The 17,669-nt window shown below is 40.5% G+C and carries 15 protein-coding genes; 10 read left to right on the forward strand and 5 right to left on the reverse strand.

The annotated features are described in order from the left end of the window. Positions 1-19: 19 nt before the first annotated feature. The 3 genes from ACED20_RS16725 to ACED20_RS16735 all read left to right on the forward strand — a co-directional run bounded on the left by ACED20_RS16725 (position 20) and on the right by ACED20_RS16735 (position 4,848). Positions 20-2,671, forward strand: a complete 2,652-nt coding sequence (locus tag ACED20_RS16725; RefSeq protein ID WP_294238654.1) for a T9SS-dependent M36 family metallopeptidase — start codon at positions 20-22, stop codon at positions 2,669-2,671. Positions 2,672-2,800: 129 nt separating this feature from the next. Further along, positions 2,801-3,778: a DMT family transporter gene (locus ACED20_RS16730; RefSeq protein WP_294202631.1), complete on the forward strand. Its 978-nt coding sequence runs from the start codon at positions 2,801-2,803 to the stop codon at positions 3,776-3,778. A 74-nt stretch (positions 3,779-3,852) separates the two neighbouring features. Beyond that, positions 3,853-4,848 (forward strand): alpha/beta fold hydrolase, encoded by a 996-nt coding sequence (locus tag ACED20_RS16735; RefSeq protein ID WP_294238657.1) that lies wholly within the window; start codon positions 3,853-3,855, stop codon positions 4,846-4,848. Positions 4,849-4,992: 144 nt separating this feature from the next. Here ACED20_RS16735 and rplS read toward each other — a convergent pair whose 3' ends face one another. Continuing rightward, entirely contained in the window at positions 4,993-5,349 is a 357-nt protein-coding gene (rplS, locus tag ACED20_RS16740; protein WP_034709455.1) for a 50S ribosomal protein L19, read from the reverse strand. A gap of 248 nt (positions 5,350-5,597) precedes the next feature. Next, positions 5,598-5,978, reverse strand: a complete 381-nt coding sequence (locus tag ACED20_RS16745) for a hypothetical protein (RefSeq protein WP_294202620.1) — start codon at positions 5,976-5,978, stop codon at positions 5,598-5,600. A gap of 541 nt (positions 5,979-6,519) precedes the next feature. Between ACED20_RS16745 and ACED20_RS16750 the strand changes: the two genes are divergently transcribed. Then, positions 6,520-7,221 (forward strand): CoA transferase subunit A, encoded by a 702-nt coding sequence (locus tag ACED20_RS16750; protein ID WP_378105872.1) that lies wholly within the window; start codon positions 6,520-6,522, stop codon positions 7,219-7,221. A gap of 111 nt (positions 7,222-7,332) precedes the next feature. On the opposite strand, the gene ACED20_RS16755 is transcribed toward ACED20_RS16750, so the two are convergent. Next, positions 7,333-9,129 (reverse strand): ABC transporter ATP-binding protein, encoded by a 1,797-nt coding sequence (locus tag ACED20_RS16755; RefSeq protein ID WP_378105875.1) that lies wholly within the window; start codon positions 9,127-9,129, stop codon positions 7,333-7,335. A gap of 110 nt (positions 9,130-9,239) precedes the next feature. Between ACED20_RS16755 and ACED20_RS16760 the strand changes: the two genes are divergently transcribed. Further along, a complete protein-coding gene (locus ACED20_RS16760; protein ID WP_294267650.1) occupies positions 9,240-9,893 on the forward strand; it encodes a 3-oxoacid CoA-transferase subunit B in 654 nt (217 codons plus the stop codon). A gap of 236 nt (positions 9,894-10,129) precedes the next feature. Here the strand turns inward: ACED20_RS16760 and ACED20_RS16765 are convergent, their stop codons facing one another. Next, the gene (locus ACED20_RS16765) at positions 10,130-10,507 is read right to left on the reverse strand and encodes a nuclear transport factor 2 family protein (RefSeq protein WP_294322126.1); all 378 of its coding nucleotides are present in this window, start codon (positions 10,505-10,507) and stop codon (positions 10,130-10,132) included. Positions 10,508-10,602: 95 nt separating this feature from the next. Here ACED20_RS16765 and ACED20_RS16770 point away from each other — a divergent pair, with 95 nt between their 5' ends. Further along, positions 10,603-10,995: a helix-turn-helix domain-containing protein gene (locus tag ACED20_RS16770; protein ID WP_294322128.1), complete on the forward strand. Its 393-nt coding sequence runs from the start codon at positions 10,603-10,605 to the stop codon at positions 10,993-10,995. Between the two features lie 125 nt (positions 10,996-11,120). Here the strand turns inward: ACED20_RS16770 and ACED20_RS16775 are convergent, their stop codons facing one another. Next, a complete protein-coding gene (locus ACED20_RS16775; protein ID WP_294202611.1) occupies positions 11,121-11,924 on the reverse strand; it encodes a DUF4197 domain-containing protein in 804 nt (267 codons plus the stop codon). Between the two features lie 103 nt (positions 11,925-12,027). On the opposite strand from ACED20_RS16775, the gene ACED20_RS16780 reads away from it, so the two are divergent. From ACED20_RS16780 to ACED20_RS16795, 4 genes are all read left to right on the forward strand, one after another. Then, positions 12,028-14,286, forward strand: coding sequence for a beta-N-acetylhexosaminidase (locus ACED20_RS16780; protein WP_378105880.1), 2,259 nt, complete (start codon positions 12,028-12,030; stop codon positions 14,284-14,286). Between the two features lie 13 nt (positions 14,287-14,299). Further along, positions 14,300-14,926 carry a Crp/Fnr family transcriptional regulator gene (locus ACED20_RS16785; RefSeq protein ID WP_378105883.1) on the forward strand — a complete coding sequence of 209 codons (627 nt, stop codon included), beginning with the start codon at positions 14,300-14,302 and terminating at the stop codon, positions 14,924-14,926. A 265-nt stretch (positions 14,927-15,191) separates the two neighbouring features. After that, positions 15,192-15,986, forward strand: a complete 795-nt coding sequence (locus tag ACED20_RS16790) for a sulfite exporter TauE/SafE family protein (protein WP_294202607.1) — start codon at positions 15,192-15,194, stop codon at positions 15,984-15,986. 246 nt (positions 15,987-16,232) lie between these two features. Beyond that, positions 16,233-17,645 (forward strand): MBL fold metallo-hydrolase, encoded by a 1,413-nt coding sequence (locus ACED20_RS16795; protein WP_345767634.1) that lies wholly within the window; start codon positions 16,233-16,235, stop codon positions 17,643-17,645. Positions 17,646-17,669: the final 24 nt, after the last annotated feature.

Raw genomic sequence — 17,669 nt, forward strand, 5'->3', positions numbered from 1 at the left:
AGCGGCTTTATTAGTGTATATGAAAAAAGTAGCTTTACCCCTTTTATTTGCAGTATCTGCAATCTTTCCTTCCGTTCTTTTTGGACAAGATAACGAGAGATTAATTAAAGATTATATTTCTCAAAACAAGATTAAAGAATATAAGAAATCTGATCTTGCTAACTTTATTATTAAGGTAGTTGATCATTCTGAAAGCATGAATGGAGATGTGATAAAGACACAACAACTATATAAAGGCATTCCTATTCACGGAGCTTTGGGATCTGTATTAATAAAAAATAATCAAGTAATAATATATAATGATAGTTTTGAAAAAGATTATCAGTATGTAGATAATAATGTGCCTTCTATTTCAAAAGAGGTTGCATTTAAATCTGCATCAAAGGATACATCTATTAATGATCCTAGTAAATTTACAATATTGAACTTTTACGATGCTGATTTAGCCAATATGCTATTTGCAAAACAGCAGTTGGTATACGTAAAAATAAATCAGGATCTTATACTTTGTTATGAATTTATATTTCCTGAAAAGAAAACATCAAATTACTGGGATGTGTTGGTCAATGCAAATACCGGAGAAATTGTTGAAAAAAATAATTTAAATCTTAGTTGCAATTTTATTGATCATCCATATGGCCATTCTCATGAAAATAGGTCGGCCATATATCCTTTAACAAAAGAAAATTCATTACAAGCAAATCCAAATACAAGTTTATTGCTATCTCCGGATAATGCATCGTATAATGTATTTGCTTTTCCTATAGAAGCCCCTACTTTTGGTTCCAGATCGATTGTTACGAATCCATGGAATCTTACAGCCTCACCTGAAGGATGGCATTCAGATGGTATTACACATTATACGAACACACGGGGGAATAATGTTTTTGCGTATCAAGATATTGATGACTTCAATTCTTACTCTGGAGTTACAGCGGAAGGAGGTGCTTCAAGAAATTTTAATTTTACTTATACTGCAGGAGCGTTAGCTTTGACAAATCAGGATGCTGCAATTACTAACTTGTTTTATGCCAATAATATGGTACATGATATTTTTTACAAGTTCGGTTTTACACCGGCAGCGCGAAATTTTCAGAAAAAAAATTTTAACTTAGGAGGAGCAGAAAATGATTTTGTAAACGCTGAAGCACAAGATGGAGGAGGAACACCGGTAACTACAACAATCCAAAATTATAATAATGCAAATTTTGCAACGCCTGCGGACGGAGGAAGTGGCAGAATGCAAATGTATTTATGGGTCAACAGTTCTCAGAAATTATTTTACAACTCTCCTTCATCAGCCATAAGTAGAACGCCTGTCTCTTATTTAGCTCCTCAGTTTGGGCAACAAATTACAGGAGTGCCTGTAACTGGAAATGTAAAATTGTCTCCGGTTTTAGACGCCTGCACACCGCTTCCTAGTGGTTCATTAACTGGATTTATCGGTTTGGCAGAAAGAGGAACTTGTGATTTTGTTACTAAAGTTCAAAATATGCAGGATGCTGGTGCAACAGGTGCATTAATTTATAATGCGGTAAGTTCTGGTGCCCCCGGAAATATGGGAGGAACCAATTCAAGCATTTACATATTGTCTGAGCTTATTGACAACGCAGAGGGAGAATTTATTAAAGCCCAATTAGCAAATAATACTCCTGTTAATGTTTCAATGAGTTACAGTACAAAACAAGATGGTAGTTTTGATAATGGGGTTATGATTCATGAATATGGCCACGGAATTTCTAATAGATTAACTGGTGATGGATATAGTTGCTTAAATGCAATGCCATTTACAAACCCTTACTCTAATCTTACTTATTCTAAAGAACAGATGGGAGAGGGTTGGTCGGACTTTTTTGCATTGATGTTAACAAACAGGCCGGGAGACAATGCTTCAGTTCCAAGAGGTATTGGAACATATGTTTCTGCCGAAGCTATAACAGATGGCGGAATACGACCTGCAAAATATTCTCCTGATTTCACTATAAACGACTATACTTACACAGATACAAACGGAATGGAATTTCAAAATGGTTCTACAATGGTTCCTGATGTGCATTCAATTGGATTTGTGTGGGCAACCATGCTCTGGGATCTTCACTGGCAATATGTTGCCAAATACGGATATTCTTCTAATGTCACAGCGAATACAACAAATGGTAGTTCTAGAGTATTACAATTGGTTACGGATGCATTGAAACTTCAAGCTTGTGATCCAACATTTATTGATGGTAGGGATGCCATCTTAGCTGCAGATATGGCCACCACACAGGGAGCTGACCGGTGTATGATCTGGAGAACTTTTGCAAAAAGAGGTCTTGGTGTTAATGCAAGTGCAGGATCCAAAACAAATATCAATGATCAGGTTGAAGATTTCTCTGTCCCGGCAGGCTGTGCGCTTGCTACGGATGAGGTGAAAACGGTTAAAAGCAATATTTCAATTTACCCGAACCCGGCTAAAAATGAATTCTTCATTAATTTCCCAAGCAATACCTTAGGTAAAGTAAGTGTAGAAATTTACGATATGTCAGGAAAATTGGTTTCTTCTGAAGATAAAATATCGCCTGATGCCAAGAAAGCGATTTCAACAGACAGATTGATCAACGGAAACTATATGGTGAAAGTAAAAGGAATCGGTATTGATGCCGCTTCAAAAGTTATTGTCAGAAAATAATTTAATATATAAATGAATTTAAATATCCGGTGTGAGCTTAGCTTACACCGGATATTTTTTTGTCATCTTTACGATCTGCCCGTTTTCAGAATAAGTCGTACCTTTGCAGGCTGTTAAAAAAAATGAATTATGCAGAAGAAAAATATATTGAAAGGGGTTGTTTTTGTAGGAATCGGAGCAAGTATATACGGAATGCTGGCTACTTTTGTGAAGCTTGCTTACCAGGAAGGATATACTACATCTGAGGTTACAACGTCTCAGTTTATATTGGGTTTGGTAGGTCTTTTAATATTAAATTTTATACAGACGATCACTTCTAAAAAAACTTTGCCGTCACCTACTTCCAAAGAAGTGAGAAACCTGATGCTGGCAGGAACTTCGCTGGGGTGTACCAGCTTGTTTTACTATATTGCCGTTCAGTACATCAATGTTTCTATTGCGATTGTATTGTTAATGCAGTCGGTATGGTTCAGTGTGGTTGTTGAAAGTGTCCTGACAAAAAAATGGCCTAATACCAGAAAGGTTGTATCGGTAATAATTGTCCTGGCAGGAACCGCTTTAGCAACCAATTTAATGAATGAAAACCTGGATCTCGACTGGAAAGGCATTTTCTGGGGATTGATGGCCGCTGCTTCTTATACCCTTACGATGTTTACGTCCAATACGTTAGCGACACATCTGCCTGTTTTCAGGAAGAGTATTATTATGTTGTGCGGAGGCTCTTTGGTTATCTTCGGTTTTCTTTTGTTTGCCCAAATTGGTCCCTTACACTTTGAAAATCTGAAATCTTTGTATCTGAATTTCACCGAAAATACGGAACATATTCATCCCTTTAATTATTCCATACTTTGGACCTACGGGCTTGTTTTATCACTCTTTGGGACTATTATTCCACCAATCTTGTTCAATATCGGATTTCCGAATGCAGGGCTGGGGTTGGGAAGTATTGTTTCATCTCTGGAACTGCCGGTTTCGGTAACAATGGCTTTTGTACTCCTGGGAGAAAAAGTAATCTTGATCCAGTGGATAGGAATTGCTTTAATTCTTTTTGCAATCGTTCTTATGAATATTCCGAAAAAAGAAGGTAAGACTGAAAAAATAGCATAACAGGGCTAATGAATATCTATAAACCGTTTCCTTTGGAACGGTTTTTTAATTTAACAGTACCAAAATTTATTTTTATGAAATACTTTACAAATCCTTTAGTCGCCGTATTATTGTTCATTGGTTTTTGTCCTGTGTTTTCACAAATCAGGCCGCAGGATGCAGAACTGACCAACTACCAATATCCCTTTGAAGTACATTTTCTACAGTTTACATCTCAGAAAAATAATTTGAAAATGGCATATATGGACGTTAGACCAAAAGCATCGAACGGTAAAACCATTATGCTGCTCCATGGTAAAAACTTTAACGGGGCCTATTGGGAAAGAACGGCAAAAGAGCTTTCAGATAAAGGATTCCGGATTATTATCCCGGACCAGATCGGATTCGGCAAATCCTCAAAACCGCAGAATTATCAGTTTTCATTTTCGCAGCTTGCAGATAATACCAAAGCAATTCTGGATGAACTCAAAATTGACAAAACTATCGTGCTTGGCCATTCAATGGGCGGAATGGTAGCTACCCGCTTTACTTTGCTGTACCCGAAAAGAGTAGAAAAATTAATTCTGGAAAACCCGATCGGGCTGGAAGATTATAAGACCTTTGCATCGTATCAGACCATTGATCAGGCATATCAGTCGGAATTGAAAAATACCGCGGAATCGTATAAGAAGTATCAGCTTACCTTTTATTATGATAACAAATGGAAGGACGAATACCAACCCTGGCTTGATTTAATTGCAGGGTGGACGTTGCATCCGGATTATCCTAAAGTAGCCTGGGACGCAGCTTTAACGTCCGACATGATTTATAATCAGCCGGTTTGTTACGAATTTAAAAACATAAAAGTTCCGACCTTGCTCATCATCGGTACACGCGACAGAACAGCGATAGGAAAGGACCGGGCTCCTAAAGAACTGCAGCCGAAAATGGGACAGTATCAGGAACTGGGAAAGAAAACCCAACAGCAGATTTCCGGTTCAAAATTGGTGGAAATTGAGAATGTGGGACATCTACCGCATATTGAAGTGTATGATCAGTTCTGGAAAGCTTTGTATGATTTTGTAAAATAAATTCGCGCTTTATATTTGGTCAAAAAGTAAAGATTCACCATTCACTTACGAAGTAAAATTCAACATTTACAATTACACAATGTAAAAATGAAAAGAGACCGCTTAAAATTAAACGGTCTCTTTTCGTATCTATTGTTGTCTGAATTATTTCTTCTTGTAAGCAGCGTCCTTAATTCTCGCTTTTTTACCTCTAAGATCTCTGAAATAGTAGATTCTTGATCTTCTAACTCTACCTCTTCTGTCAACTTCAATTTTCTGAAGAGCAGGCATGTTGATCGGGAATACTCTTTCTACCCCTACATCACCGGACATTTTTCTGATGGTGAAAGTCTTTGTAGAACCTGTACCTCTCAACTGGATAACAGTTCCTTTGAAGAACTGGGTTCTTGTTTTTTGACCTTCTTTAATTTCGTAATACACAGTGATCGTATCACCGGCTTTGAATTCAGGGAATTCTTTTTTTGTAATGTACTTGTCTTGTACGTACTTTAATAAATCCATTATTAATAAATAAAATGTTAATGCTAAGCAACTTACACGGACTTCGTCAGAGGTTGAATAACAGGTTGCAAATGTACAAAACATTTTTTTAATTTCCCAAATAATTTATAATGAAATCTTTAGAAAATAACTGATAGTTTAAACCTCGGTAATCCTTACAATTCAATAGAAAAGAAGTGTACAGACTGAAAGAAGCGACAAAGTTTAAACTTTCCCGCTCCTGACAATTTATATCTGCATCCTGAATTTTATTCCTCATCTGTCGATTTCAGTGCCCACGCAATCAGCGGTGCCTGCATAAACAGCCTTCCAAGTCTTGCATTATCGGTATTCAGACCGAATGAGTCCCTTCTGTTTTTATATTGGGCAATATTTCCAGGGAATACGGCAGCGAAAAATCCTGCAACCACTTTTCCCATGGTCTTTCTGTATTTTTTAGGCGTGGCAATCATTGCGGTTCCTAAAGCAATCTCTGCATAGCCGGAATAAACAACGGTATCGTCCTTGTCCAGCGGTACCCATTCCGGAACCTGGGCCTGAAAAGCCTTTCTGGCAAAAGTGAGATGTCCGATTCCTGCGGTGATCAGAAATGCGCCTAACGCAATTCTTGAAATGTCTTTCGTTTCCATATCTTGTAATTTAATTGGTGTAGTATAATCACAACCAAAATCCAGACCACGTTTTTATACCGTTGCTGACAAAATAATCCAGGCAGGATGGAAATTTTTCTTCAAGAGCTTTTTCCGGCTCTCCGCTCATACTCCTCGCGCCAACCTTCTCCAAAGCACGCCACCACCAAATCCATCCACTCCAAAATCCTCCAACTCCGCTGTGGGGTAACCGCTGCGATCCGGGCTAGGGCAGCAGACTTCATTTTTGGCATGAGGCCTTTATTTATTATCTTGGTAGAGATATGAATTGCCTTTTATAGTTATACCACAGTTAAAACTTCAATAGTCAGAAATCTTTAGAAAAGTTTGATGCGTTAGTATCTATTTTTGATATTGACTGAAAACTTCCAGCCTCCAGCATCGCTCTTCCAGCCTTTTGAATCGGTGTTAACTTAGCCATCAATCTCCTAAAATTGATCCTTCTCCAATGAAGTTATTCCCCATTCGTCGGGATATGAGAAAAAGTATTAAATTTAGCCAACAGAAAATCTGATAGTTCATGATAGATAAAAGAGTACAGAATGCAAAGGAAGCCATCGCAGGAATTAAAGATGGTATGATCCTCATGCTGGGTGGTTTCGGCCTTTGCGGAATTCCTGAGAATTCCATTAATGCTTTGGTAGAGAGTGATGTAAAAGATCTTACCTGTATCTCCAACAACGCCGGTGTGGATGATTTCGGGCTTGGCCTGCTGCTTCATAAAAGGCAGATCAAAAAGATGATTTCTTCTTATGTAGGAGAAAATGCAGAGTTCGAAAGACAGATGCTCTCCGGCGAACTGGAAGTTGAACTGACGCCTCAGGGAACGCTGGCGGAAAAATGCAGGGCGGCACAGGCGGGAATTCCGGCATTTTATACCCCGGCAGGCTTCGGAACCGAAGTGGCAGAAGGAAAAGAAGTAAAAGACTTCAAAGGAAAACCGCACATCCTGGAATTTGCCTATGAAGCCGATTTCGCTATCGTAAAAGCGTGGAAAGGCGATCATGCCGGAAACCTTATTTTCAAAGGATCCGCAAGAAACTTCAACCATCCGATGGCCGGAGCCGGAAAAATCACCATTGCCGAAGTAGAAGAGCTTGTAGAGCCGGGCGAACTGGACCCGAACCAAATCCATATCCCCGGAATCATGATCCAAAGAATTTTCCAGGGTGAAAAATTCGAAAAAAGAATCGAACAGCGAACCGTAAGAAAAAAAGATTAAAAATAAAAAACCGTGAAACTTTCACGGTTTTTGTTTTTTATATTCGTTGAAAAATACAAAGTGTACAACAATAAACAATTCTTTAAACTTCCATCACCCATCATCTATCCATCAAACTCCCATCGTCTTCCTTTCCCCGATCTGCTGTCTCCACATTGCATAATACAGTCCTTTCTCTTCAATCAGGTTAAGGTGCGAACCGGTTTCCACAATTTTTCCGCGTTCCAGCACATAAATCCGGTCGGCATGCATAATGGTGCTTAAACGGTGGGCAATCAGGACTGTAATCTGCTCTTTTTCTTTGGAGATTTCTTTAATGGTTGTCGTAATTTCCTCCTCGGTAATGCTGTCCAGGGCGGAGGTTGCCTCATCAAAAATCAGCAAATGCGGTTTTCTCAATAAAGCCCGGGCAATGGCAATCCGTTGCTTTTCCCCGCCGCTCAGTTTCAGGCCGCCTTCCCCGATGACCGTTTCAATTCCGTTTTCGGCGCGTTCCAGAAGTCCGGTGCAGCTGGATTTTTTCAAAGCCGACTGCAGGTCTTCTTCAGTTGCTGCCGGATTTACAAACAGCAGGTTTTCTTTAATCGTACCTGCAAACAGCTGGGTGTCCTGGGTTACAAAACCGATCTGGTTTCTCAGCTCATCAAAATCAAACTCTTTTCCATCCACATGATTGTAGAAAATAGAACCTTCCTGAGGACGGTAGAGGCCGACAAGCAATTTTACCAGCGTACTTTTTCCGGAACCGCTCGGTCCCACAAAAGCAATGGTTTCACCGTTTTTCACATCAAATGAAATCGAATTCAGGGCCTTATAATGTGCTGTCTGGTGCTGGAAAGAAACTTTTTGGAATTCCAGTTCTTCGATCGCCCCGATCTTCTTCGGGCTTAATGGCTTAGCTTCAACTTCCTTTTTCATTACCCGGTCGAAATTATTGAGGGAAGCCTGTGCTTCACGGTAGGAAATAATGATATTCCCTATTTCCTGCATTGGCCCGAAAATAAAGAATCCGTAAAACATCAGCGAAAGATACTGTCCCGGAGTTACAACGTTTTTAAAAATTAACAGCAATAAGGTGAACGTAATCATCTGCTGTAAAAAATTAACCAATGTTCCCTGCACAAAACTCAGCGAACGTATACTTTTCACTTTTCTCAGTTCCAGGTTAAGGATTTTATAGGTATTGTTGTTCAGGCGTTCCACTTCCTGGTTGGTAAGGCCTAAGCTTTTAACAATCTCAATATTCCGGAGACTTTCTGTTGTGCTGCCTGCCAGATCAGTGGTTTCCTTTACTATATTCTTTTGGATAGTCTTGATTCTCCTGCTCAGCAGGTTTGTAACGACGGCAATAAAAATGATTCCTATGATATATACCGGCATGATCGACCAGTGCAGGCGGATGGCGTACACCGAAACGAAAATGATACTTACCAGAATCCCGAAAAAGATGTTGATGAAATTATTGATAAACTTCACCGTATCTTCACGTACCTTTGTCAGGATAGAAAGCGTTTCACCGCTCCGTTGGTCCTCAAATTCATGATACGGCAGTCTCATCGAATGTCTCAGGCCGTCGGTGAAGATTTTGGCTCCGAACTTCTGGATGATCACATTCACCACATAATCCTGGAAAGCCTTCGCAATGCGGCTGATCATCGCCGTTCCGATTAAAAGCCCCAGAAAATAGAAAACCCCGTGGTACATATCATTTCCATACAGGTATTCGTTCAGGTTTCTCGATATTGTTTTCTCTTTATCGAAGAAGTTGGGATGGGTAACCAGCCGGTCCAGGATATTTCCGGTAATAGCCGGTGAAAATAGTGAAAATACCTGGTTTACAGAGGCTAAGAGTAGGGAGATGAAAATCAGGAGACGGTAGGGTTTCAGGTAATGCAGTAAAACTTTCATAAGTTTACAAATTTACAACAAATTGAGTACGAAAATTTACCTTAGGATAAGAAAGAAAATTATTTCGTAATTCTGAAAAAATGGCTAATTTGGCGGGATAAGATTAAGCTATGCTGACTAAAGAACAAATTGCACAGAGAATTTCAAGAGAAGTAAAGGACGGATATTATGTAAACCTCGGAATCGGGATTCCAACCCTGGTGGCAAACTATGTACCGGATAACCTCTCCGTAGAATTCCAAAGCGAAAACGGGGTATTGGGAATGGGGCCTTTTCCTTTTGAAGGAGAAGAAGATGCAGACGTCATCAATGCCGGAAAACAGACGATCACCATCCTGGACGGAGGTTCCTTCTTCGATTCTGCTTTTAGTTTCGGAATGATCCGTGCGCAGAAAGTGGATTTAACCATTCTCGGAGCTATGGAAGTTGCGGAAAACGGGGATATTGCCAACTGGAAAATTCCGGGAAAAATGGTAAAAGGAATGGGTGGCGCAATGGATCTTGTGGCTTCTGCTGAAAATATCATAGTCGCTATGATGCACGTGAACAAAGCGGGGGAAAGCAAAATCCTTAAAAAGTGTACGCTTCCTTTAACGGGTGTAAACTGTGTAAAAAGAGTCGTTACCGAATTAGCGGTTTTAGATGTTACACCTGCCGGATTCAGGCTTGTTGAAAGAGCACCGGGCGTTTCCGTAGAGCATATCGTAAAATCAACAGAAGCCGAACTGATCATTGAAGGCGAAATCCCGGAAATGCAATTTTAGAGGGCGGCTGGCTGTATACTTTTAGTTTCCGGCAACTACATATAAGAATAGACAAGGCTGTTTCTTTTGAAACAGCCTTTATTTATGCCCTCATTTTCTGTCTGAGCAATGGGTTTTTCCTGAATACTAAAGCACTGTAAAAGCTTTCGCAAGCTGATAAATCTGTTAATCCGGCTTATAACCGCCATTTATATTTTAATGAGGTTAATGATTAATTGTAATAAAAGAGTTATGGATTAAATCTTTTTTTCGACAACATAAGCCTTTAAAGCCACAATTTTCCCGTCTTCAAACTGCCAGACATCGCAATAATCATAATGACAGGCAACTCCGTTCTGATCCTTCAGCGTAATTTCACCGGTTACGGCCAGGAAGCGGCCGTCTTCAACAGTCGTGTCGACACTGAATACCGGTGGTTCCCGGTAAAATTCTTTCATGTAATCCCTTACTTCTTCCTTGCCTGAAAGGATCCGTTCGCCTATGAAAACCCAACGGGTATCCTCCGTGCAGTAAGCTAAAAAATCTTCATACTGTCCTTTCTTTACGAACTCATTGGCTTCATGCAACAGTTCTGCATGGCTCATTTTCGACTGGTTTTTTGTTTGATTATTCATTTTGTTTAACAATTTATTTATAACAAAAATAGCATGTTCACCGCGAATTCCTTATATTGGCAGCTAATTGTATGGTACTATAAAAAAGGTAAGTAATGGGGAAAATCAAGGAAACATCCACCCATTTTGAAAATAAAAAAATGCTGGCGGACGAATGTTCCGAGGTATATGCAGCGGGTATTATCGGCGGACAGTGGTCGCTTGTCATCTGTTCATGGTTAACCAACGGTAAGATGCGGTTCGGAGAACTTAAAAAAGCAATTCCGAATATTACCGAACGTATGCTGACGATGCAGTTGCGAAAACTTGAAAAACATAAAATCCTCACCAGAACGGTATACGCAGAAGTACCTCCGAAAGTGGTGTATGAATTAACTGAAATAGGCTACGAACTCAAACCGATTATCAGCCAGATGGAACAATGGGGAGAACGTCACAAAAAGTTAGACACCAAATTAGGAGAGGGTATAGTTTCCAATCGTTTTTAGCGGTTAGCTAATTTTATTTTTAGCGGAAAGTTTCAAGTCTTGAATTTGTTTCTTTTGTTTGACGATGTCGAAATAACATTCATCGACTTTTAAGGAGATAATCTCCGATTTCAAGAGAAAAGAAATCAATAGCCATCCTGTGCTCCAAAAACCTTCTTTAGAATACTCGTAGTCCGCATAGCAGGCGTATTCCGGATACCATTCTCTTTTTCCGCAACCATTTTAAAAACACCATTAATGGTTTCCGTCGTCACATACGCATTAAGATCGGTCGTTACCGACTGTCCCGTAAAAGCATTGTATTTGGAAATAAGATTGGTCCATACTTTGTCGGCACCGACTTTCCCAAGGGAAGCCTTCACCTTCGGCTGAAAAGCCGTAAACAGCTGGCTTTGGGTTTTGCTCTGAAGATAGTTGGTAGCGGCAGTATTGCTTCCCAATAAAATATTTTTGGCATCCGTAATCGTCATGGAAGTAATGGCATTTGTGAAAATCGGAGCGGCCTCCGTTACGGCATCTTCTGCGGCCCGGTTCAGCAGTTTGACTCCCTGATCGGCCAAACTTCCTAATCCTACTGAACGTAAGGTCGCATCGATCTTTCTTAACTTTTCAGGCATCAGAATTTTTACAGCCTCATTTTTAAAGAAACCGTCGGTAACGCCCAGCTTTTTCACGCCTTCATTTACACCCATGCTCAAAGCTTCCTTCAATCCGTAGGAAATCTGTGTAGAAGTAAGGGTTCCTAAATTAACGGAAGAACCTGAATTTGTTTTAGGAGTAGTACTTGCCGTAGAACTGTTTGTGGTTTGAGGTACATTCAGGTCGATACCTGTTTTATCCTTCACTGCGGTTTTAATAGCATCAAAGATCTGTGCCTGTGAAGAAACCGAGAATAAAAGCCCTCCAATCAATAGAAATGTTTTTCTCATCGTTTATTTTTTACAAAATTAGATGTTTTAAGGTTTAATAAGTTAAAGGATCTTATAAATTTTCAGAAAATAAGTATATTCGCTAAAATCTTAAACCCATCAGATGCAGCGTTTTTTACTGATATGTTCGGTATTGCTTTCAGGCTTATTCTTTGCCCAGAACCGATTGAATTTAATTCCTTATCCTCAGAAAGTGGAATTGTTGAAAGGCGAATTTACCATTCCCGGAAAATTTAAGCTCGACCAGAATCTTTCCAGGCTGGAAACCGAATATTTTAAAAAGCAGATCCGGGATGTTTTTACATTTGGTATCGGCAAAAAAGAAACCGCTCATTTGGTAAATGTACCTTTTTCTGCTCCTTCCAAAAGAAATCCGGAAAATGAAGAGAAATATGCCATCGAAATTTCTCCCCGGCAGATTGTAATCAGCTCAAATACGAAACAAGGCTATTTTCTTGCACTTCAGACCTTAATTCAGCTATTCAGGCAATATAAGGATTCAGGAAAAATCCCGGCCATGAAGATTGAAGACGAACCGAAATTCGCCTGGAGGGGAATGCATCTCGACGTCAGCCGTCACTTTTTTACGGTGGAGGAAGTAAAGCAGTACATCGATTATCTCGCCATGTATAAGCTGAACACTTTTCACTGGCATTTAACTGATGATCAGGGATGGAGAATTGAGATTAAAAAATATCCCAAGCTTACCCAGATCGGTTCCAAAAGAAAAGAATCTATGATCGGGGTGTATGTTGATAATACTTTTGACGGAAAACCATACGGGCCATACTTTTATACGCAGGATCAGATCAGGGACGTGGTGAAATATGCTCAGGACAGGCATATTACCGTCGTTCCCGAAATTGAAATGCCGGGTCACGCATTGGCTGCTTTATCAGCTTATCCTGAACTTGCCTGTACCAAAGGGCCTTTTGAACCGGCAACCAAATGGGGTGTTTTTGATGATGTATTCTGCCCGAAAGAAGAAACCTTTACCTTTTTAGAAAATGTATTAAATGAAGTGATGCAGCTTTTCCCTTCGCAGTATATTCATATCGGAGGTGACGAATGCCCGAAAACGAGATGGAAGGAATGTGCCCACTGTCAGGAACTCATTAAAAAATATAATCTTAAAGATGAACACGGGCTGCAAAGTTATTTCATCCAGAGGATTGAAAAATACGTCAATTCCAAAGGCAGGAAAATTATCGGCTGGGATGAAATCCTGGAAGGCGGACTGGCTCCTAATGCAGCGGTAATGAGCTGGACCGGCATTAAAGGTGGAGTAGAAGCGGCCAAGTCCGGGCATTTCGCCGTCATGACACCAGGAGCTTATTGCTATTTCGATCATTACCAGGGAGATCCGGCTACCGAGCCCAACGCTTTCGGTGGCTTTACGCCTTTAGATAAAGTGTATTCTTATCAGCCGGTGCCTGAAGAACTAAATGTAACGCAATCAAAATATATTTTAGGAGTGCAGGCAAATCTCTGGACCGAATACATCCTGGATTTTAAGCAGGTCCAGTATATGATTTTCCCTAGAATGCTTGCCCTTTCCGAAGTAGCCTGGGGAACCTCAGACGCAAAAAATTACAAGGAATTTGAACGCCGGGTGATCAATGAATTTGAAACCCTGGATAAGATGAGCGTACACTATGCAAGAAGCATTTATAACATTAACGGAAAAGTAATGGCTGCCGACAATGGCATAGCGTACGAACTGTCAACGTCGCAAAGTCCAAGTGGAGTCCGGTACACGGTAAACGGGGCAGATCCTTCGGCAGCTTCACCGGCTTACACAAATCCGATTCCTGTTCAGAAATCAATGACCATAAAATCTGCTTATTTTGAAAACAGGCAGCTGAAAAGTGCAATTTCCTCTCAGGATTTCACCGTTTCCAAAACAACCGGCAAAAAAATTACGCTGGAACAGCAACCGAATGAAAACTATTCTTTCGGCGGAGCCTTTACATTGGTAGATGGCATTATCGGAAACCAACGACAGTTGGGAAAAACCTGGCTGGGCTTCCAGGGAAAAGATGTTGTGGCTACCATTGATTTCGGTCAGCCAACTCCGTTTTCGGAAGTGTATTTCAATACATTGGACAACAAAGGAAGCTGGATCCATTTTGCCAAATCGGTTCATGTTTTTGTTTCCGATAACGGTACGGACTTCAGAATGATCAAAGAGATCGGAAAAGACGAAATCCTTGCTGCAAAAGGAAAAATCAGGCTGCAGTTAGGAAATCAGAAGGCGAAATATTTAAAAATAAAAATAGAAAATGCAGGAATCATTCCTCCCGGAAATCCCGGTGCAGATTCCCAGGCCTGGCTTTTTGTTGATGAAATCGGTGTAAATTAGCGGTAAAAATTTTATGATGCAGGATTCAGTGCTTTCTTCAGAATTTACATCCTCTCCGGAACTCGTGGAAAAACTTTATAAAAACGGAGTTACAAAAACCTACCATGAGGGCGATATTATTTTAGATGAAAATTCATCCATCCGCTCGATCCCGATTGTGATGAAAGGAATGATGAAGGTAATCCGTACCGAAGAGGATGGCCGGGAAATCCTTTTATACTACATTACGGCGGGCGAGAGCTGCATCATGTCTTTCCTCGGAGGCATGCATAACGAAAAAAGCATCGTAAAGGCCGAGGTGGAAGAAGATACCGAAATCCTTTTCTTACCTGTCGATAAGGTTTTCCTGTTTATAAAAGAACATCCGGAATGGCTGGATTATATCTTCAGGTTGTATCACAAACGTTTCGAAGAACTTTTAGACATCATCAATGCGATCGCCTTCAAAAAAGTGGATGAAAGGCTGTTGACCCTCCTGTACAAAAAATCTGAAATCCAGGATTCCAAAACATTGATTATTACCCACGAGCAGCTAGCCAACGAACTCGGAACAGCCAGGGTAGTTGTTTCCCGGCTGCTGAAACAGCTCGAAGATTCAGGTAAGCTCCAGCTTGGGCGCAATAAAATTATCCTTTTGTAAGGTACTGTGAATTCGATGATGTTTAATTTATCTGCGGTAGTTTAAGAAGACAAATACGAAAAGATCAGAAATTTTAAATAGAATTTTCTTTTTACGCAGTACAGGCAATATCATTTGATAGTTCATACTGTTATCGATATGTTGACAGATTAGGCGTCCGGGCTTCTCTTTTTCCAGCCTTTAAACTAAAATATGATCTTGTGTAACAAAAGTAGCGGTACACCATCTTTTGTTTCCTCAATTTTGCATCATAAAGTTGAAAAAAATGGAAATATTCGGATATATCGCTTCGGTTTTAATAGGGATTTCATTAGGCTTAATAGGTGGAGGGGGAAGCATTTTTACCGTTCCTGTTCTGGTTTATCTTTTCGGATTGGATGCTTTTCTGGCGACCGAATATTCCCTTTTTATTGTCGGGATCAGCAGTGTGGCCGGTTCGGTTTCTTATTTCAGGAAAGGATTGGTGAACCTCAGGACGGCTTTCATTTTCGGAATTCCCTCCGTTATTTCGATTTTACTTACCCGGAATTATATTTTGCCGTTAATTCCCGATGAGGTCTTTACCTTTAACCATGCAGTACTCACGAAGGACACTTTATTACTGCTGATCTTCGCCGTATTAATGGTGGTGGCTTCCTGGAAAATGATCCGGAAAAGTCCATCATACCAGTCTGAAAATGGGCATATTCAGAAAAACCGTTCGGTTCTGGCAGCAGGCGAAGGTTCGGTAGTTGGAATTTTAACGGGTCTGGTCGGTGCAGGCGGCGGATTTATGATCATTCCCGCGCTCGTCAATCTCCTTAAAACTCCGATGAAAGTGGCAGTCGGAACATCGCTTGTCATCATCTCCCTAAATTCGCTCATCGGTTTTTTCTCTACCATGCATCAAGCATCCATCGACTGGAAATTATTGGCAACGGTCTCATCCATTGCTGTTGCCGGGATTGTCATCGGTGCAGAATTATCAAAAAAAATCGACGGGAAAAAACTTAAACCGGTATTCGGATGGTTCATTCTGGTAATGGGAATGTATATTATGATAAAGGAGATCTTCTTTTAATTTTTTTGGCAGCTAAGAGCTGTGTTCATAAATTTTGAAAAAAATCGTTTTTACTTAGCTATTTTCCGCTGCAGATTACCGCTCTGAGTTAGTCGAAGCATCCGGTAAGGCCGGCCGAAGCAGAAGTGTACGAAGAAACATAGCCGGATAAGATCCTTCTGTAACAAAAATAGCGGTACTGAAAATCCAGAATCCGGGAATTTGTTTCAGATAAAAAAATAACAATAACATTTAAAATCATAAAAAATGAAAATAGAACAGATGTATACAGGATGTCTCGCACAGGGCGCTTATTACATAATATCAAATGATGAGGCGGCGATTATTGACCCGCTACGGGAAACCCGGCCTTATATTGAGCGGCTGGAAAAAGATAATGTTACCCTCAAATATATTTTCGAAACCCATTTTCATGCAGATTTTGTAAGCGGACATCTGGATTTAAGCAAAAAAACAAAAGCTGCTGTTGTTTACGGTCCTACGGCAAAACCGGAATTTGAAGCCATTATTGCGGAAGACGGTCAGGTTTTTGAAGTGGGAGCCCTCAAGATAAAAGTTCTTCATACACCCGGCCACACCTTGGAAAGTTCTTGTTTCCTTCTGATAGACGAAAACGGTAAGGAAAAAGCATTGTTCAGTGGAGATACCTTGTTTTTGGGAGATGTAGGCCGTCCTGATCTGGCTCAGAAGGCTGCGGATATGACGCAGGAAGAATTGGCAGGGTTGCTTTACGATAGCCTGTACAATAAAATTTTACCCTTGGATGATAACATCACTGTCTATCCGGCACATGGCGCAGGTTCGGCCTGTGGAAAAAATATGCAGAAAGAAACGGCAGATTCTTTGGGAAACCAGAAGAGGACCAACTATGCCCTGAATCAGAAAGACCGGGAAAGCTTTATCAAAGCCGTTACGGACGGATTGCTGCCGCCACCAGCTTACTTCGGGATGAATGTTGCCATGAACAAAAAAGGTTATGACAGTTTCGATGAAGTATTGGCAAACGGTTTACAGGCACTTTCTCCGGAAGAATTTGAAGAAGCTGCAGAACATTACGGAGCTCTGATCCTGGATGTAAGAAGCAACGGGGATTTTGCAGAAGGTTTTATCCCGCAATCTGTTAATATCGGACTGAACGGAGATTTTGCACCTTGGGTCGGCGCTTTGATCGTCGATGTAAAACAGCCGATCCTCCTCGTTACGAATGAAAATGAAGAGGAGGAAGCGGTTACCCGCTTGAGCCGTGTAGGATTCGATCATGTGTTGGGATTTCTGAAGGGAGGTTTCCGCGCTTGGAGAAACAGCGGAAAGGAAACGGATTCGGTAAAGAGGATTTCCGCCTTACAATTTGAAAAAGAGATTAGGGAAAAAGAAACCAAAATTATCGACGTAAGAAAGGAAAGTGAATACCAAGCAGAACATGTGGATGGAGCATACAATAGGCCGTTGGCTTATATTAATGAATGGATCGGCCTCATTAATCCGGCGGAATATTTTTACCTTTACTGTGCCGGGGGCTACCGAAGCATGATGGCGGCCAGCATTCTTCAGGCAAGAGGATACAGGAATTTTACGGAAATCGATGGCGGATTTGGCGCCATTGCCCTGACTGAAGTTCCTACAAGTGATTTTGTCTGCCCAAATAAAGTAATGAAGTAATCGTTTAGTAATGATCGCGCTAAA

The organism is Chryseobacterium sp. sg2396 (assembly GCF_042610505.1).
Taxonomy (GTDB): Bacteria; Bacteroidota; Bacteroidia; order Flavobacteriales; family Weeksellaceae; genus Chryseobacterium.